The 19,666-nt window shown below is 45.1% G+C and carries 9 protein-coding genes; 2 read left to right on the top strand and 7 right to left on the bottom strand.

The window, feature by feature from the left end:
* Positions 1 to 122: 122 nt before the first annotated feature.
* The 5 genes from AB4298_RS10870 to AB4298_RS10850 all read right to left on the bottom strand — a co-directional run bounded on the left by AB4298_RS10870 (position 123) and on the right by AB4298_RS10850 (position 15,997).
* Positions 123 to 9,863 carry a VCBS domain-containing protein gene (locus AB4298_RS10870; protein WP_371986718.1) on the bottom strand — a complete coding sequence of 3,247 codons (9,741 nt, stop codon included), beginning with the start codon at positions 9,861 to 9,863 and terminating at the stop codon, positions 123 to 125.
* A 14-nt stretch (positions 9,864 to 9,877) separates the two neighbouring features.
* Positions 9,878 to 11,203, bottom strand: a complete 1,326-nt coding sequence (locus AB4298_RS10865) for an HlyD family type I secretion periplasmic adaptor subunit (RefSeq protein WP_371986716.1) — start codon at positions 11,201 to 11,203, stop codon at positions 9,878 to 9,880.
* Entirely contained in the window at positions 11,196 to 13,322 is a 2,127-nt protein-coding gene (locus AB4298_RS10860; RefSeq protein WP_371986715.1) for a peptidase domain-containing ABC transporter, read from the bottom strand. Before AB4298_RS10860 ends, AB4298_RS10865 begins: the two co-directional genes overlap by 8 nt.
* A 5-nt stretch (positions 13,323 to 13,327) precedes the next feature.
* Positions 13,328 to 14,995, bottom strand: a complete 1,668-nt coding sequence (locus AB4298_RS10855; RefSeq protein WP_371986713.1) for an ABC transporter transmembrane domain-containing protein — start codon at positions 14,993 to 14,995, stop codon at positions 13,328 to 13,330.
* Between the two features lie 282 nt (positions 14,996 to 15,277).
* Complete coding sequence (locus tag AB4298_RS10850; RefSeq protein WP_248998111.1) at positions 15,278 to 15,997, bottom strand: SDR family oxidoreductase; 720 nt, start codon at positions 15,995 to 15,997, stop codon at positions 15,278 to 15,280.
* 145 nt (positions 15,998 to 16,142) lie between these two features.
* On the opposite strand from AB4298_RS10850, the gene AB4298_RS10845 reads away from it, so the two are divergent.
* Both AB4298_RS10845 and traF read left to right on the top strand, forming a co-directional pair.
* A complete protein-coding gene (locus tag AB4298_RS10845) occupies positions 16,143 to 17,057 on the top strand; it encodes a LysR family transcriptional regulator (protein ID WP_371986712.1) in 915 nt (304 codons plus the stop codon).
* A gap of 183 nt (positions 17,058 to 17,240) precedes the next feature.
* A complete protein-coding gene (gene traF, locus AB4298_RS10840; RefSeq protein WP_371986710.1) occupies positions 17,241 to 18,482 on the top strand; it encodes a conjugal transfer protein TraF in 1,242 nt (413 codons plus the stop codon).
* Between the two features lie 6 nt (positions 18,483 to 18,488).
* Here the strand turns inward: traF and AB4298_RS10835 are convergent, their stop codons facing one another.
* Positions 18,489 to 19,217 carry a sulfite exporter TauE/SafE family protein gene (locus AB4298_RS10835; RefSeq protein WP_371986709.1) on the bottom strand — a complete coding sequence of 243 codons (729 nt, stop codon included), beginning with the start codon at positions 19,215 to 19,217 and terminating at the stop codon, positions 18,489 to 18,491.
* A 122-nt stretch (positions 19,218 to 19,339) separates the two neighbouring features.
* On the bottom strand, positions 19,340 to 19,654 hold the full coding sequence (gene metJ / locus AB4298_RS10830; RefSeq protein ID WP_012153825.1) for a met regulon transcriptional regulator MetJ: 315 nt from the start codon (positions 19,652 to 19,654) through the stop codon (positions 19,340 to 19,342).
* Positions 19,655 to 19,666 lie beyond the last annotated feature (12 nt).

The raw sequence follows: 19,666 nt of genomic DNA, 5'->3' as shown, positions 1-19,666 counted from the left end.
TCAATTGGTCTAATATTCGTAATAACTGAATTTTACGAGATCTATTTTGCTAGTAGATTGTAAAGTATAAATAGAGCAAACTTTATACTTTACAATGATCTAGCTATCATTTCCCTGCTTTTTTAAAGTTGGTTATGCATATCGTTTAGTGCCTGATGCAACAAGTCATCATCACTAACCTGATCGTGGTGAGTATTATCTATGTTGTCATCGAGTGTTGTTAAGTCGAGCGTTTGGTGTTTATGTTCGTCATCGAGAAGTGGGTTTTCAAAAGCATCTGCCTGAGTCACATCTAACATATCTACATTGATATCACTGCTGTTTAGCACTTCGAGCGCAAGCTCTTCGGTTGCAGGTTTGTCAATAAAGGGCTCGATATCTTGGTGAGCAACGCCCACCATATTGAGATAGTGGTCTATTGGCGCGCATGCTTGATTACTGGCTATAGGCAGTAACTCGTCAAGACTCTGTTGGTCTGTATCATTATGCGCCTCGGTGTATGCGCTGCTGTCTGCTTGTGGGGTTGTATTGAGCTCATTGTCTTGCAGAGTATTTTCTTGATCAAGCTGGCTGGAGCTATCAGGCGTATCCTCTCGATATGAAGCTGTATCATCTACAACAATCAAATCATCGACACTGACTGTTAGCGCAGAGTCTATTGGTTCATCATGCATGACTGGGGCCGGTGGAGGAGGAGGTGCTTGATGACCAATGACGGGAGTGACCGTCATATCAAGCACTTCAGAGCCTAAAGTGAGCTTGCCACTGTGACCAGGACCATGGCTCAAGATGCTGACCTGAACATGCATGACCACATCGTCGTGATGTGAGCCCTGCAAGGCGACTTCAAATCTGTCTTCATGCACGCCAACATTCTGAGCACTACCATGAGGTCCTGTATGGGTATTTCCATGTTCTTGATAGCTTAGCTGGCCAGTTTTTGGATTAATAGATAGGGTGCCCCATTGACTGGTATAGGAGGTTTGATAATGGCCGTTGACTAAAATTTTCCAGCCTTGTTCAGCGATAGGTACCGGAGTTTGGCCGGGTATAATTGTTGGTACGCCTAGTGAGGCGCCAATATGGTGACTGCCAGGTGGTGCAGTGACAACTATGGGTTCAGGTTTAGCGCCTGCTGCCATGTTTAAGGCGGAGTTCACGTTGCCGCGCTCATCAGTCATGATGGCTTTGATTATGCTACTTGGAGCGACTTCGAGTTGAATTCCGTGGGCTAAGCTATTTGCGTCGAGAATGTGGTCAATGCCATTAATGTTTAGGTGTTCTCCTACCTTGGCATCGGTTGCAGCATGCACTGTGGCTGTAATCGTACCAGCATTACCATGGGCGATTTCTGCTTTACTGTATAAGTTATCACTGCCGGGATTTTCAAAGGTGATGCTAGGTTGGCCAACTTGAAGATCGGTTTCATACTGCAGAGTCTGGCTCGCTTGAGTTGAGTTGCCTGCATTATCAGTACTCGTCACACTGGCTGATATTGATGACTGCGACGCTAATTCGCTGCCTGTAACAACAATACTAAACTGACCATGGCTATCAACCGTACCTGTGTGTTGCTGTTGATTAAGGGTTAACGTGACTACGTCTCCTTGCTGGGCATCACCACCGACTTGTCCGGTTACATTCACTGCAGTATGGCTCTCTTGTGCATTGATAACATTGTCGGCGGTAATCGGATCAAGCTGGATAGTTGCGCTGGCATGGGCATCAATCTCAACATCGAGTACCGAGGATACGGCTGGCATTATGGATGATGGTGCTAGCGCTTTGGCTGAAAGGTTATGAAGCCCATCAGTTAAGCTTGATAAGGTTGCAGTGTAATTACCATTTGCATCAGACAGTGCATGAGCAACAGGGTTATTACCGTCGTAAATTATGACCCTAGAAAAGGGAATATCAGTGTGACCAATAATGTTAGGTGTGGTGTCTGAGGTTAAATTATCGCTATGACTTTGGCCTGTGTCACTCGTTGTACTGAGATCGATACTCACATGATTGGTGGGTGATGTTGCAACAATATGGCCGCTTGGCAAGCTGTCAGTTACCACAGGTTGAGTTGGTACACTGCTTGTTATCACTATTGTGCCAGTCGTGCTGCTGATAGTTGCTTGAGCATTAAAGCTGATAAATTGACTTGCTGTGCCGCCGTGATTATCACTGACCTTCACCTCAAAAACATCGACACCGCTATAGGTTGCTGTGGCTGGGTTATAGCTCATATGCGCCACAGAATTATTTTGGGTATAGATATAAGCGCCGCTATCAGGGTCAACAGATAAATTGCCAAAGCTGCCAGTCAGAATTGGTGCTGAAAATGTATGGGTATCGCCGATATCAACATCGGTTGCGACTAAGTTTCCTTGGGTGTGACTGGTCTGGTTAATGGTTAACACAGGCAAATCATTAACGGCGCTAACGGTGAGTACTGCGGTATGGGCGGCTGAATCTTGATGGCCGTCATTGGCGACATAGCTAAAGTGAGCGTCACCATTAAAATTAGCAGCAGGCCTAAACAGCAGATGATCAATATTATTGGCATTAATGGTTTGCCCTTGGCTTATAGCATGGCCATTAACAAATAAATGACCGTTAGTAGGATCGGGTAGTTGAGTGATTGTTAGCCCTGCTAAAGCATCATTGTCGCTGTCCTGGTAACCAAAACTTGCAGCACTAAAGTTATAATCAGTGTCTTCCGCTGTACTGGCGCTAATGGTTTGCACTGTGGGTTGATGATTGGGGGTTATATGGATATTTAGCGTATTTTGACTGTCATCTTTATAGTCACCATGTGTATCTACCACACGATAAATAAATCCAGGTACATCACCACTAAAGCCTGCTTCTGGAGTGAAGCGATAGTCACCGTTTGTAGCAATGTGTATTTGGCCAACACCTGCAATCGACACGTCCTGCCCAGAATGTACACTGACGTAATGATGGGTTGTCGGATCTTGAAATTGCAGATCTTGTAAAATGAGTTGTGCACCATCGTCTATATCGGTTGCACCTTGCAGTAAGTTCCCGGTTACTGGGCCACTATATTGATCTGAATTTGCTTTGAAACTATGAATAATAGGCTGGTCACTTGTCCCGTTGATAACGACTTGTGCTTGTTGGCTCGATTGGTGAGAGTTACTGCCGCTGCCCTCTTGTAGTTGGTAGTTGATCCAGATCTTGTGTTGAACACCATTAGCTAAGTGATCGTAGGCAGAGTGAGCCGGATCGACCTCTAACGTATGTCCATCGGCTGCCAAACTAAACCCTGCCGGGACCTGACTACTAAAATTGATCCCGTCAGTAGAGTATTGTAGCTGGCTAACTTGATTACCTTGAATGCCAGCATAAAGATCTAATCCTTGGGTTGTGCCCGCTTCTTGTAGTTGTAGAGTCGGGGTGTCGGTATGGCCATGGATGGTAATCGCAATGGTCTTGCTAGCTGTGCCATCGGGTGAGGTTACGACTATTGTGTCGGTGAGTTGCTCCCCTGCATTTAAGGCATTGACCGCTGTGGCAGCGTTATTGAGTGCATAATGCCAACTACCGTTATCATCTAATGTGAGTTGACCGTATTGGCCTAGTATTTGAGTATTGGCTGCGAACTTGTCTTCGCCAGTATCGGGATCGATTAAGGTTAATTGACCCGATATTTTGCTGGTGGCTGAATCTTCAGTAATTGAAGCACTGCCACTGGACTTTGTCTGTCCATCAATGGTAGCTGCATCATTGACAGGAGTTATATGCAGAGTATTAGTCGCTTTGGCTGAATCGGCATGGCCATCATTTACTGTGTATTTAAATTGCACATTACCATTAAAGTCTTTGGCCGGAACAAACTGCAGTTTACTTATATCTGCAGTGGTAATACTTTGGCCTGCGGTAATATCGTGGCCATCTAAGGCAAACTTACCTTGTGATGAAGGTGGTAGGTCTGTGATTGCTATGGAATGTAACGTGTCGCCAGTATCGATATCTGTGAATCCAAACTGACTAGCTTGCATTTGGTAATGCGTGTCTTCAGTACCGTTACTGAGCACAACTTGAGTAACTGTTGGCCTATCGTTGCTACCTACAACGTCAATGTGTAACTCGTATGCCGTTCCATCATAGCTATGAACACGGTAGACAACAGTTTCCGTTTGTCCTTGGGCAAGATGCTGCAGAGCTGCATTATTAACGCTATAACCCCAATTGCCGGCACTGTCTATTCGTAGCATGCCGCCGAACGGATCGTGTATAGCGGATTCACCAAACTGGCTGTATTGGAATTTATCCTCTCCGCTGTCTGGATCAATAACTTGTAGTTGCCCATTTGCGAGTTCAGTTGTAACGCCTGCATTGTGTCTGCTATGTGGCCCATCTTCAATGACATGCCCAGTTGTTACTTCTGAAATGATGGCGCCGTCAGGTGTGGCTGTGAGTGTGGTGGAAGCGCCAGTATGCGTAATACCACCATGAGCATCTGTCACGTCATAGCTAAAATGAACTTTGCCGTTATAGTCTTTGGTTGGGGTAAAGGTGTATGTGCCGTCCTTATTATCAACAACAGAGCCGTGATCGACTAACAGATTTGCAATGGAAAGCTTGCCCGCGTCATTAGCATCAACGTCGATAGTATTGGCAAGTAAATCGGCTTTGCTGAAAGTCAGCGTTGTATCTTCTGTGCTTGTGGCAAGTGTTACTTCAGAGCTGATATAAGGTCTATCATTATCGCCATGAATGGTAATGACTATGTCGTGAGCAGTACCATCTTTAGAGTATACGGTAATGGTGTCGGTTAGGGTTTGATTGTCACCTAACTCATCAATGGTAGTACCGATAGTTGTTTTACGATTACCAACCCAATCAACACTCCCAACGGTGACATGGTAATGCCAAGTACCATCTGGGTTTAATAGTAAGTGACCATATTGACCATGATAAGAGTTATTCCAAGCACCACCTTTAGAGTCAAATTGAGATTCACCAGTATCTGGGTCAACAATATCCAATTTACCATCAGCAGTTAATGCAGATTGCCCTAGTTTCGCCATGCCAGGTTGTGCGTAATCTGGTGACATATCACCATAGCTGCCGTGACCTTCATCGACATTACCTGTATCAACGCCACTTATTATTGCAGCGTTGTTTACCCCTGTTATGGTGAACGACAGGGGTTGAGTCGCGCTGGCATTATGCTCATCTGTCACGGTGACTGGAATAGTGAGTGTTTTTGTCGCCCCTGAGGCCAGTGATTGATAACTTGCATGGCTAGGGTCAAAGCTATAGCTTCCATCAGAGTTAAATATAAGCCCATCGATTTTTGGGGCTGAGTAATGAAGTTGCGCACCAGTATCAATATCTTGGCCGACCATCTGGCCCTGTAATAGAGTGCCGCCTTCAACAACTGTATGCGATTGTGCTGCAATCGTTGGCTTATCATTGGTTCCGTGTACCGTGAGCTCTATGGTGTGGGTTGTACCATCGGCAGAGCGAATAACCGCCGAATCGTGAGTGGTCTCTCCTGCGGCGAGATTCTGAATATTGCGATTATCTAAGGTGTAAGTGTAGTGGCCATCTCGCATTAGCAGTATATGCCCACCTAGCTTGGTGTCGTAACCTATGCCTTGGTATGTTTGCGACCCGATATTGGGATCAAACGAGCCTTCACCTTTATCAGGATCTTGAATATTTAACTTGCCGTCATAGTGCAGATTATAGTGGGTATCGATATAACCACGATCTTCGGTGACACCTCTAGCGTCAAGGTTTGCTTGAGCGTCGCTAATCACCGCCTTATCGTCAGTGCCGTTAATGGTCACATTAATCTTCTGTTCGGTGCCATCAACGGAATGCACCAATACTGTATCGGTGAGTGATTCACCCGCTTTAAGCCCTTGAATACTGGCCTGTGAGTTCTCGGCGGTGTAAGTCCAGTGGCCAAGATTGTTGATTGATAGCGTACCAAATAGTCCTTGCAGTGACTCGGCTTGGAACTGAGCTTGGCCGTTATCGGTATCAAGGAGGTTAAGTGCGCCATCAACACGAAGTTGCCCTGAATGAACATCTTTATCTTCGGTTAGATTTGCCGTCGAGGTCCCCGCGATCACTGCTTTATCATCAGTGCCATTGATAGTAACGCTAATCTTCTGCTCGGTGCCATCAACGGAGTGAACCAATAAGGTTTCAGTGAGTTGCTCTCCGGTTTTCAAGCCTTGAATAACTGCTTGGGAATTATCTGCGGTATAGATCCAGTGACCAAGATTGTTGATAGACAGAGTACCGAACTGGCCTTGTAAACTTGTCGCTTGGAACTGCGCCTGACCGTTATCGAGATCGGTAACAGTAAGCGCTCCACCGACTCGCAGTTGTCCGCTATGAACGTCTTTATCTTCGGTTAGATTTGTCGTCGAGGTCCCCGCGATCACTGCTTTATCATCAGTGCCATTGATAGTAACGCTAATCTTCTGCTCGGTACCATCAATAGAATGCACCAATACTGTATCAGTGAGTGACTCACCCGTTTTAAGGCCTTGAATGTTGGCCTGTGAGTTATCTGCAGTATAAGTCCAGTGACCAAGATTGTTGATTGATAGCGTGCCGAATTGACCTAGCAGTGACTCAGCTGTGAATTGCGCTTGGCCGTTATCGGCATCGATGACGTTGAGTGCGCCATCGACACGAAGTTGTCCTGAATGAACACCTTTATCTTCTGTCAGAGAGGCGGTTGATGTGCCTGCACTGCTTGTGGACGAGATATGTGCTTTGTCATCAGTGCCATTGATGGTTACGGTAATCTTTTGCTCAGTACCATCGACTGAGTGCACCAATACTGTATCAGTGAGTGACTCACTCGTTTTTAGCCCTTGAATGATGGCCTGTGAGTTATCTGCAGTATAAGTCCAGTGACCAAGATTGTTGATTGATAGCGTGCCGAACTGGCCTTGCAATGATTCCGCACTGAACTGCGCTTGGCCATTGTCTAAATCAGTGGCGCTGAGTGCGCCATCGACACGAAGTTGCCCTGAATGAACATCTTTATCTTCGGTGAGGGTTGCAGTACTGGTGCCAGAAATCACAGCCTTGTCGTCACTGCCGTTAATGTTCACCGTGATTTTCTGCTCGGTACCGTCAACTGAGTGAACCAGCAGGGTGTCAGTGAGTGACTCACCCGTTTTTAGCCCTTGAATACTGGCCTGCGAGTTATCTGCTGTATAAGTCCAGTGACCAAGATTGTTGATTGATAACGTGCCGAACTGGCCTTGCAATGACTCAGCACTGAACTGGGCTTGGCCATTGTCTAAATCGGTGACGCTGAGTGCGCCATCAACACGAAGTTGCCCTGAATGAACATCTTTATCTTCTGTCAGAGAGGCGGTTGATGTGCCTGCACTGCTTGTGGACGAGATATGTGCTTTATCATCAGTGCCATTGATGGTTACGGTAATCTTTTGCTCAGTACCATCGACGGATTGCACCAATACTGTATCAGTGAGTGACTCACCCGTTTTAAGGCCTTGAATACTAGCCTGTGAGTTATCGGCAGTATAAGTCCAGTGACCAAGATTGTTGATTGATAGCGTGCCGAATTGACCTTGCAGTGACTCCGCAGTGAATTGCGCTTGGCCGTTATCGGCATCGATGACGTTGAGTGCGCCATCGACACGAAGTTGTCCTGAATGAACATCTTTATCTTCGGTGAGGGTTGCAGTACTGGTGCCAGAAATCACAGCCTTATCGTCAGTGCCGTTAATGGTTACACTAATCTTCTGTTCGCTACCATCGATAGAGTGTACCAGTAGGGTATCAGTGAGTGACTCACCCGTTTTTAGCCCTTGAATACTAGCCTGCGAGTTATCGGCAGTATAAGTCCAGTGACCAAGATTGTTGATTGATAGCGTGCCGAACTGGCCTTGCAATGATTCCGCACTGAACTGCGCTTGGCCATTGTCTAAATCGGTGACGCTGAGTGCGCCATCAACACGAAGTTGCCCTGAATGAACGTCTTTATCTTCGGTAATATTTGCCGTCGAGGTCCCTGCGATCACTGCTTTATCATCAGTGCCATTGATGGTTACGGTAATCTTTTGCTCAGTACCATCGACGGAGTGCACCAATACTGTATCAGTGAGTGACTCACCCGTTTTTAGCCCTTGAATACTGCCCTGCGAGTTATTGGCAGTATAAGTCCAGTGACCAAGATTGTTGATTGATAACGTGCCGAACAGGCCTTGCAATGACTCCGCATTGAACTGGGCTTGGCCTGCATCAGGATCGGTGATGCTTAGCTGCCCGCTAGCATGCAATGAACCCAAATTATCTAAGTTCTTGTCCTCAGTGACAGTTGAGCTGTTAACGCCTTGGAGCTGTGCAGTTTGGTTACTGCCTGTAATATCGATAGTGACAAGCTGACTCACGCTTTGCCCTGAGCTGTCGGTAACCTTGACAATAAATTGCTCTGAGGCTTTATCACCTTCATTTAGTGCTTGGGTATTAGCTGATTGATTATCAAGTTGATAATTCCATTGGCCTGTTTGTGCGTCGATAACGAGTTGGCCAAATTGGCCTTGGCTCTGGGTTACACTCCAAGCTGCTGTGTCATTGTGATCAGGATCGGTAGCAAGTAACTGACCAGAAGCGCTATCGATGCTGCCCATTTCATTTAACGACGCATGATGAATACCTGAAATAGCGGGCAGATCATTACTTCCTTCGATAGCAACAGCAATAACACTGTTAACTTGGTGGCCTTCAGTATCTGTCGCGGTAACAACAAACTGTTCAGTCTGTTGCTCTCCTGCAGATAACGAGTTTGTTGAGTTTAAGGCATTGTTGAGACTGTAGTGCCACTGCCCCGTTTTTCCGTCAAGAATGAGTTCGCCAAATTGGCCTTGGGTTTGATGGCTTGACCAAGTAATTGATTGGCTATTATCGCCATGAGCCACTAATGTTCCTTGAGCGGTATCGACAGACGAATCCTCTTTAACTTGTTGAATTTGTTGTTGACCATCGATAGTTAATGGCTTTTCATTAGTGCCAGTGCCAGTGCCAGTGCCAGTGCCAGTGCCAGTGCCAGTGCCAGTACCTGTGGCAGTACCTGTGGCAGTACCTGTGCCAGTACCTGTGCCAGTACCAGTACCTGTGCCAGTACCAGTACCTGTAGGTAAGGGCGCAGTTGTTGCCGTGGTATTTGGTAAAATATCGGGTGTGTGTGACGGCGTGCTAGTTGTCGGCTGAGAATGATGCAGTTTTAAGGTAACAGTAAAATGCGGTTGCTGATATTCATTGCCACTAAGCGTCAGTGCTTGATCTAAGTTTGTGAGTGCTGGCGCTTGGGCGTTTTCATTGTGGAAATTAGCCCCTGAACCCAAGCCTGTTGTTTCGCTCGAGCCCGTTGGTCGTGCAGCTTTATTGGCAGCGGTTTGCTCTGTAGGCGAGGTTTGAGTTTCTGCAGCATTTTCGGGCTCAGTAACACTGCTTGTTTCTGCTGCAGTGCTACTGTTGTCGAGAGCCGTTAACGCCTGATTGCCTTGTTTAAGATTTTCCGCTGGATCTATGACATTCGCGGTACTAGAACCATCAAGCGCATCTGTTGAGGCCGTCGATTGACTGGACCATGACTTATCGGCAACCAAATCTTTATTGCCTATGTTAGTGGTTTTTGCTGAATCTCTTAATTCTTTAGCTTGCAGACGGGCTACATCTTTATCGAGCTGCTTGGCTTTATTTTTTGATGTTTTATCACGTTTACTCTGTTCGCTTTCAAGGTTGTTATCTCTATCTTTGTTATTAAGATTACTAGCAGAGTTGCTGTTCGATTCAGAGGCAGAACTATGTTTACTATCATGCTTGTTATCATCATGGCTCATTGTTTACGTCCTCTTTATCGCTCACCAAAAGCTTCTGTTACGTTGGTAAATACAGGCTTCCAAAGATACTGAAAAACAGTTTTATCGCCAGTGACTATATCGGCTTCACCCGTCATTCCTGGGATCAGGTCAAATTGTCCCGGTTTATCAGAGAAGTAAGGCTTATCGATTGCGATTTGCACTTTATAAAACACACCACCTTTTTCATCGGCGTCGGTGCTAGGGGAAATACGTTTTACTACGCCATCTAAAGCGCCGTAACGGCTGTAATCAAAAGCATCAATTTTGATGCGCACTGGTTGGCCAACCCTTACAAAGCCAATATCCCTAGGTGATAGTTTTGCTTCCATTAATCCGGTTTTAGTCATAGGCACAATGACTGCCACCGTGCCGCCTGGCTGAATAACACTGCCTGATGAAGTTGATGGAATTGATTGGATAATGCCGTCAACTGGCGCAGTGATGGTATTTTGTGAAACCAGCGATCCTGAAGATTTTAATCTGGCAATAATTCCTAACAGTTCTGCTTGAGCTTCGGTGCGTTTTTCTCCGACTTCTTTGACTAAAGTGGCCTGTTTTTGGTTGAGCTGTCGCTCCAGGTTAACCACATTTTTTGCGAGTACCTGCTGCTTACTCTCCATGCTTTTTAACTCACGCATGTAAGAGTCGAGTTTCTGTTGCGATTCTAAAATACGTAACTTAGAGACTGCTTGCTCTTCTGTTACTGAATTCATCATTTTTAATGTTTGTTTCGCGGTGTTGATTTGGTCGCTAAGCGGTTCTATTTCTGCTTTTAAACCATTCAGTTCGGCTTGTGATTTGGCTATGTCAGACTCAGAAAGGCTTGCCATAGCTAGGCGCTCTTCATTCATACGCTTTAACGATGAGCGATGTAATTTAACTAATTGCGGATATACCTCGAGGAATTCACTAAAGTCGGCATCACGCTCATCAATATAGGCATCGTAACGCTCAATTCTTAGGAGTAAGTTAGCTCGTTTACTGGCTAATTCCTCTTCTGCTGATTGGCTATCAATGGCGACAAAACTTGCGAGAACATCGCCTTTTTTTACAACATCGCCTTCTTCTACGATGACCGAGGCGATAGTGCCACCGGTTTGGCTTTGTATGACTTGCCTATGGCCTAAAGGCACAACTTGCCCCTTAGATTTTGAGATCTCCTCTACCTGAGCAAAGATGGACCAAAGCAGCATGACGAGGACTGAACCGGTAATTAACAATATAACTCGCTTAATAAATTTACGCTCAGTGGGCGCCTCAATCGCATCGGTAAACTCATGCGCTGGGTAGACTCTATTTGCCAGTTGACGATTATCCATGTGAGTTTTCCTCTTGTGAGCCAGCAGCTTGAGATTGATTTTTGTCGGGAATAGGACCTGCGTAAACAACAGCGCCTTTATCAAGGATCACGACCTTGTCAGCTTGTTGAATCAGCTCTTGATCGTGACTGGTAAATAGCACGGTAGCTTGGCCCTTTAATTCGTTAAAGGTATTAAGTAGTGCCGCTTTAGCTGCAGGGTTACGGTTGGCAATGGGCTCATCTAAGATGATAAGAGTTGATTGTTTTAACAGAGCCCGAGCTAAGCTGATATAACTGCCTTCTACTGCTGATAATAATGTATGGCCGCGATTAAATAGGTCGATATCTAGGTCATTATTGAGCGCTGTAAATAGCGAGCGACCTCCCGCTGCGGTAAGTGCGTTAATCAGTTCTTCATCGCTAGCATCGGGTTTAGCTATCCTTAAGTTTTCAGCTAGGCTTCCCGGAAACAGATCGGGTTCTGCAGGGCAAAAGGCTGCCCATAACCTAAAGGGTTCAGGGTCGTACTGTTTAAGGTTTTTCTCATTGACTGTGATGTAGCCAGCTTGCGCTTCTGCAACGCCCATTGCCGCGAGTAACATAGATGTTTTGCCACAGGCATTAGGGCCGATAATGGCAACATTTTCACCAGGAGCAATATCCACCGATACGCCAGTGAGAGCTGGTTCTGTTTCGGCGCTATAGCGCAAGGTTACATGCTGGAAGCTAATCGCCGGAGCGCGATCTGTAGCGGGAGTATCCAAGCGTAATTCGCTATGCTCGGTACCAGCTTGCATAAAGCGATCAAACTGCTTAATTGCCGAATCCATCATGGTGATCTTTTGACTGGAAGAAAAGGCTAATTGTGCTGGGCCGGTAATACGCCAAATAAGCATCACACACGCAATTAAGGCCCCCGGACTAATACTTTGATTTAATACTAAGAAAATACCTGTGAAAACCGTCACTAGTGCGGTTAATAGACTCATCGCGTGGGCCACAGCCGCATTAAGGCCATTACGTTTGGCGTATAAAAAGTTTTGCCGACAGTTTTCTTTGCATTGTCGGGCAAATTTAGTATTCCAGCCCTCGGTATCGCCACTGGTTTTTAGCTGGAGTAAGTTTTTAGCGAGCTCGTTTATTGAGTTTTGGTAATCATTACTGATTGTTGGCGAGGCTGACTGGGCATATTTATTGACTGCCTTCATAACAAAATAAAACAGCAATAACATCACTATCGGCACCAAGACTAACCAGCCACTTAATAGCGCAATAGTGACAAAGGCAATAAGGGTAAAGGGGATATCCACTAAGCCAGCACCACCAGGACCTGACAATAACGTTCGCACTTTTTCTGCATTGCGCATTCGTGCAATATGATTAGACACACCTACTCGTGATAGCACCATTAATGGCATGCTAAGTAAACGCCTGAAGGTTATATCTGATAAGTCTCGGGCAAATCGATTACTGACGGTAGCGAGCAGGTTGGCTCGGGCTAGTCGACTCGAGATTAATACCGCTAGCGCTAGCGCTGCGCCAAGGGCAATGCTTGGTAATACGTTAGGGGCTTGGCCGCCGATAACCTTATCGTAAACGGCCATAGTGAATAGTGGCACGGCAAGGCCTGTAATACTCGACAGTAAACTTAACCAAAACACGGGTCGGTACCACTTGGTTCTCTTGCTCATGTGGGCTGCAAAAGCGCGTGCATTTTGTTTGCTACTCGGTAGTGACTCAATCACAAAGATATGGCTCGATTTTGGCAGCTCAGCGTAAGCTATTTGTTGCCATTGATTACTGGAACTATCAAGCCGCTCAATTACTTCGGCATGTCTGCGTGCCAAAAAGGCCGGTTCACAATCAGGTACCACAATAAAAGGGTGGATAGATTGAGATAGTGCGCTTTGATGCAGTTTATAGACAGAAAAGTTCAGATGGTGTTTCTTAAGTAATCCTGCAAGTTGAGCTGTATCAATACTCGTAATCGCTTTATCACTAATTAGATTTGTGGCTTGAGCATATAGACCAAGTTGCTGTAATAGGACGATTAAAATGGTTTTTAATTCAGTACTCGCAGACTGTTCTGTTGTGAATCGAGCCGGGCTTTCTGGATGAATCAGGGTGCTCTCATTCATAGTATTCATCCTTTTGTTGCTGCAGTTGCAGTCGTTGGTGTTAGAAGCTCAGCTTGGCCCTTTGGATTAATATTGACTCTTAAATCACTTATATCGGCGAGCGCGGCAAAGTGAGATGCACAAATAATGGTCATTTGACCTTTATATCGAGTCAATAGCGTTAGTAACCTCGATTGGGAGTCTGCATCGAGTGAGATCATCGGCTCATCAAGTAATAAAATTGAAGGGGATTGCACCATTGCGCGAACGATAGCGAGTAGCTTTATGGCACCTTTATTGAGCATTTGGCTGTCATTGACACCCACCTCTGTTTGGTAACCGGCGGGTAACTTGGCAATACTCATTGTTAGCCCCAGTTGCTCTGCAATCTCCATTGCGAGTGACTCTTTTTCTGGTCTAAATAGCGTCATGTTCTCTAACAAACTGCCCGCAAACAAAGTTGGCCAAGGAGCAACGTAGGTAACGGATTGGCGATACTCGTCTGCGCTATGTTCATGTTGCGCAACTCCTGCAATATAGATAGCCCCCTGCTCTAGGTGATGAAATGCACCGACTACACTGAGTAACAAGCTGGCATGAGTGAGTGGATCTGAGGTGATACAAACTAAATTTCCGGGTTTAATCTTAAGATTAAACTTATGGAGTGTTGCACCTACTTGGTGGCTCGCTACATCTGTAAAAGTGATGGGGCCGAGAGGAAGTTTTTGTTGATATTGCACATTTGCTTTAAACGACTCTTGCGGCAACTTAGTTAGATCATCCACATGTGACATGGCAGTTTTCGCACTAGCGAGTCTTGAACGTAGGCTTATGATGGCACTTAAAGGAGCAATGGCGCGTCCGGCTAATATTGAACAAGCTGCTAACCCACCGGTTGTTAATGTGCCATTGAGCACCTCTAGGCAACCAATGAGTACAATCAGTAATGTTGTTCCTTGGGAGGCGCCTTGGATTAACTCTTGTAATTTAGAGGACAACCAGTCTACTTGCTGCTGCTCCGCCAAGCGCCGATAGTTGATTTTGCTGTAGCTTGATGCGAGGCGTGACTCCATGGCTAAGGCTTTAGCTGTGGTTAATCCTGATAATACCAATATCAACATGCGTGAGCGTTCGCCTTCAGAGAGCGCGAGCTCCTGCGTTGCTAACGTTAGTTTTTTGCCGATTAAAAATACCATCACACCAATTAGCGCCCAAACCGCGATAGGAATAAACACTAAAGGCCCACCTATGTAGGCAACTAAGGCTAAAAATATAAGCACGAACGGAAAATCCATTAAGGCAACTAAGGCTTGGCCAGAATAGAGCTCGCGCATGGCTGCAATGCCTGAAAGGCCGTTATAGACTTTACCAGTCCCCAACTTTTCGACGTGATGATAATCAGACTGCATTAACGCTGACACGACCTTGGTGGTGGTCTGTAGTTCAAAGTTAGCAGCTGAAGAGGCGAGCATCCAGCTGCGGGCATAACGTAAAATGAGTTCCAGTAAAATCGCCACCGCAACAGCCGATGCCAGCACACTGGCGGTGCCATAGCCTTGATTAGGCAAGATACGGTCGTAAATTTGTAGCATGGTGAAAGGCAAGGCGAGAGATAGGAGATTGATAAATGTTGATGACAGCAATAGCTCTGTCCAAGCGCGGTTAGCTTTTATTAGATTGAAGTTTTCTCTCATTGTTTACCTCATCCTTGGATAAATCAAATCATAGTTATAGACAAGTCACTTGCCGGTTAGCTCAAATGCATCGATGCACTTTTGGTGATTGGATACTATTTAAACCTAACAGCAAAATTGTGGTTTGTGTACGGATTTGTAGATGATTTTTAAACCAATTTTCATGGTCTATTGAGCATAGCAGAGAGCAGATAAAATGAAGGTTTACAGTAAAGCCAAAAATGAAACATAAAAAAGCTCTACTTGTCATTTCAAGTAGAGCTTGTTTTTACAGTAATAAGGTTAAGGCTGTTGACGCGTAGGTGCTAATACGATTTCACGTACACATACGTTTTGTGGTTGCTCGAAGGCAAATACCGCTGCATCTGCAACTGCAGTTGGGTCCATTACACCGCCCATAAACTCTTTCCAGTCGTTATAGCCGTCTTTAATTTCTTCGCTGGTGGTATGGCTTAGCAATGCCGTCTCAACCGCACCTGGTGCAATTGTTATCATGCGTACGTCATCCATTGCGACTTCTTCACGGATGTTTTCAGTTAGTGCGTGTACTGCAAACTTAGTTGCACAGTAAGCTGCGTGGTTCGGGAATGTCTTACGGCCTGCAACTGAGCTTACGTTGATGATAGTGCCGGTTTTACGGGTTTTCATATCAGCTAAAACAGCATGAATGCCGTTTAGTACACCCATAACGTTGATGTTAAGCATGCGGCTCCATTCTGCAGGATCTTGCACGTCTGCAGCGCCTAGAAGCATAACGCCAGCGTTGTTAATTAAGCAGCCCACTGGGCCGAATTTTGCTTCTGCTGTTGCGATTGCTGCTTTCATCGCATCGGCATCGGTTACATCAACGCTAATAGATAAGCTGTTTTCTAAAGCTAGTGCCTGCATCGGTTCAACACGACGCGCCAATAAAAGAAGAGGGTGGCCTTTAGCGCTGAATGCTTGAGCCATGGCTGCGCCAATACCAGAAGATGCACCTGTAATAACGATTAATTGTTTCATATCAGCCTCAAATATGTGGGTCTTAGTAATTGGTGAGTATTCTAACTAACAGATTATTGTTGATATATAATGCATAGAGAATATGATTGTTTACATATAACTCCTAATGCCAAGCTGTATTCTGAGATAACACGAGTTTCTACTTATGTACCAAGACCTAAATTTAGCAGATGTACGTGCTTTTACCGTGATTGCAGAAAAGGGTAGTTTTACCTTGGCTGCTGACAAGCTCGGATGTTCACGCTCACACCTTTCTAAGCAGTTAACTCAACTTGAGCGCTATCTAGGCGTAACCTTGATTACCCGTACTACAAGGGCGCAGCGGTTAACTGAGCAGGGGCAATTTTTCTATGAACGCTGCCAGCATGCGCTGGATGTGATGGAGCAAGCGGTAGCTAAGACTGTCGATGATGCTCATAACCTTCAGGGTAAGATCAATATCAACTGTGTTGGCGGCTATATCGGTGAGGAGATAGTCAATCAATTGGTGAATGACTTTATGAGTCTGCATCCTAATATTCAAATCCACCTCGATTTTAGTAGTCAACGTGTGGATTTAGTGCTCGATGAGTTTGATTTGGTATTTCGTATGGGTGAGCTTGAGGATTCAAGCTTAGTCGCCAGAAAGCTGATGGATATTGCGAACTGCACCCTAGCTTCACCTAGTTATATTGCCCGCCGGGGCAGACCTGAACACCCGAAAGAGCTCAAATCCCACGCTTGTATAACTGGCTCTATCTATCATTGGAACTACCACCGCCGTGCTGATAAAACTGAAAAGACAGAAGTCACCATTGCTGGCGCGTTTTTGTGTAAAAACGGTAGGGTGATGAAAAGTAGCGCAATAGCAGGTAATGGGATTGTGCGACTGCCTGAGATCTATTGTAGTAGCGAGTTAAATAATGGTGAGTTAGTGCATGTGTTCGATGATTGGACCATATCCGACACTCCACTCTACCTACTCTATAGCAAAGACCAATTTCAACCTGCTAGGTTAAGACGGTTTATTGAGTTTACGATGGATAACTTTATGAATTATGTAGATTTACCTGATATTTAGGTTAGTCCGCCGCGAAACAAGATGTCGCTAACTTCTGTTTTAAAAATGTTCGTTTTAAGTTGTTTATTTTCCTCCTCACTAGAAAATTTTGTCTTAGAATATTCTAAGAACAAAAATTAACCTTTTTTCGATTTGAGCCGTATTGCAGCTTAAAGCGTTAAGGACATAAAAAGGGTGAGATGGATGAAACGATCTGAAATAGCGTTATTTTTAGTCTTGCTTCCCTGCTTTTCTGTCCTAGCAGATCAAGAATACAGTGAGGTTCGGATTAATGGTATTAGCGGAGAATCTGTTGCCGCCACCTATCTCGATAGCGCCATACTTGTTAATCCAGCCTTGCTTGCGCTAAATATCCGCAAAGACAACGCCGTTGTTATGCCGGTTCGTGCTCCTGCTCTGGGCGTAGAAATGGTCGATCGCGATAGAATGAGTGAGATAATTGATTCATTCAGTGATGCTTACAATGAACTTGCTCTAGCTATTACGATAACGGGCAATAACAATCGCCGCTATCATGACCAACGTATTCGTGATTCAAGAGCGCTAAAGGGTAGCTCTGCCTATGTTAGCGCTATCTCTGACTTAAGTGTTGCTTTCCCTTATCAAAACATGCCAATGGCTATTTTTTTTCAGAGTGAGCTAAGCGCAATCGATGTTGAGGATAGTGCTTTCTCTGATAATGGCCAATCAGACACCGCTCAGTCTAATGCTGCCATGTCTAGAATGGGCAGTTTGAATAATCTCGATGTGAATATAGCTGCAGAAGTTGATGCTCTTGAACCTCAAGGACAAATGATTGGTGGTACAGTGTCAGATTTAGGTGTTGCGCTGAGCTTTCCTCTTTCTATAGTGAATATGCCGATTTCGATGGGGATATCGCCCAAATTACAACGCATTGATACTTATAGTTATGTTGCTAATGGCAACCACTTCGGAGACAGTGATTTTGATGAAGCGCAGTACCGCAATGATGAAAGTCATTTCAATGTCGACATAGGTATCGCCATACAGCCACTTGATGGCTTAACCTTAGCTGTTTCTGGGCGTAACCTTATAAGCCAAAGCGTTGATTCTATAAAGGTCGATAGGCAAAGTTTTACATATCAGGTTGAGCCATTAGTGACAGCAGGTGTGGCTTATGACTGGAGCATGTTATCAGTCTCCTCTGATATTGATTTGATTGAGAATCAAAAGTTTAAAGAGCTTGATGGGGCGCAATATTGGCGACTTGGTGGTGAGGTGAGAGCTTTTGATTGGATGTCAGTGCGTGTGGGGTATCGTCATGATATGAAAGACTCATCAGCGGACATTTATTCTTTGGGTTCTGGCTTTATGATTGGGGAGTCTTTTTCTTTAGACTTTACCGGCATGTTTGGTGACGGTGACGCAATAGGAGGCGTGTTGCAAACCTCCTATCATTTCTAGTCAGATTTAAGCTAGTTCAATAATCGATTTAATCGTTAAAACAAGCGCACTGACAGCACATAAGGCCAAAGTGAGTGATCTGGTTTTCTGCTTATCGACTCTTCCAACCAACCGACCCGCTACTAGATAACCTAATATCACTGAAGGTAGTAGCATTAGTGAAATATAAAAATGTTCAAGGGTGAGTAGGCCTGCAAATGCTAAAATTATCAATGCAATCATTGAGCTGAAAATAAAGAAGGCAGATAAAGCCGCTCTAAATTGCCCCGCGTCTTTACCTGATAGCAATATCGCTAATGGTGGTCCACCAATAGCAGCGATATTACCAAATACCCCAGACAACACGCCGGCAATAAATAAGCTAAATCGATTAACCGGTATACTAAATTTCATCAAGCTTAAACCTACAGCTAGCGCAACAATTCCGGCAATGGCCAAGCCTAAGATCGGCTGCGGTGCGATAATAATTAAGGTCGCACCAATAATACCGCCTGGGATCCTTCCTAAAAGCGCATATTGCAGGCCATTGAATTCCAACTGACCTCGTTCTCGAAATAGTGTAAGTAGTGCAATAGAGAACCCCATCATAATCACTGGAGCAGGGATTAAGCTTGGGTCGATAATATAAAGTAAAGGGCTGGCAACAACGGCGAGACCAAAGCCTATTAAGCTTTGGGTCAATGCACCACAAAAAATAATCAGTGAGGCGAGTAGAAGAGTGATGGGCTCTATCATTAGTTTGTCCAGTCGCAAATGGCTAAAGTGGAATGATTCTTAAGATTGTGCAGATGTCAAAAACAGATAAGGACTGCTTAGCAGTCCTTATCTAGAAAGTATATTTGGATAATCGATGAAGATTATTCAAGTTCTTCCCACTCAATGCCCATCTCATCCATCAAACGCTTCACTTCTGCAGGCATGCTGTCAGGTTTATCTTTGGTAAGATCTGCATCGTTTGGTAGTGGCTGGCCTGTATACGCATGCAAGAATGCTTCGCATAACAGTTCGCTATTCGTGGCGTGACGCAAGTTATTCACTTGGCGGCGGGTGCGTTCATCGGTAAGCACTTTAAGTACTTTCAAAGGAATGGACACAGTAATTTTTTTTACTTGTTCATTCTTTTTGCCGTGTTCAGCATATGGGCTGATATAATCGCCATTCCACTCAGTCATTGACTCACCTGT

The organism is Shewanella sp. 10N.261.52.F9, from assembly GCF_041471165.1.
In the GTDB taxonomy this organism is placed as follows: domain Bacteria; phylum Pseudomonadota; class Gammaproteobacteria; order Enterobacterales; family Shewanellaceae; genus Shewanella; species Shewanella marinintestina.
This window is presented reverse-complemented; position numbering and strand designations above follow the sequence as displayed.

Bases quoted from the DNA above. Each gene is read 5' to 3' on its own strand.
- AB4298_RS10870 (WP_371986718.1), bottom strand. From the start codon at position 9,863: ATGAGCCATGATGATAACAAGCATGATAGTAAACATAGTTCTGCCTCT.
- AB4298_RS10865 (WP_371986716.1), bottom strand. From the start codon at position 11,203: ATGGATAATCGTCAACTGGCAAATAGAGTCTACCCAGCGCATGAGTTT.
- AB4298_RS10860 (WP_371986715.1), bottom strand. From the start codon at position 13,322: ATGAATGAGAGCACCCTGATTCATCCAGAAAGCCCGGCTCGATTCACA.
- AB4298_RS10855 (WP_371986713.1), bottom strand. From the start codon at position 14,995: ATGAGAGAAAACTTCAATCTAATAAAAGCTAACCGCGCTTGGACAGAG.
- AB4298_RS10850 (WP_248998111.1), bottom strand. From the start codon at position 15,997: ATGAAACAATTAATCGTTATTACAGGTGCATCTTCTGGTATTGGCGCA.
- AB4298_RS10845 (WP_371986712.1), top strand. From the start codon at position 16,143: ATGTACCAAGACCTAAATTTAGCAGATGTACGTGCTTTTACCGTGATT.
- traF (WP_371986710.1), top strand. From the start codon at position 17,241: ATGAAACGATCTGAAATAGCGTTATTTTTAGTCTTGCTTCCCTGCTTT.
- AB4298_RS10835 (WP_371986709.1), bottom strand. From the start codon at position 19,217: ATGATAGAGCCCATCACTCTTCTACTCGCCTCACTGATTATTTTTTGT.
- metJ (WP_012153825.1), bottom strand. From the start codon at position 19,654: ATGACTGAGTGGAATGGCGATTATATCAGCCCATATGCTGAACACGGC.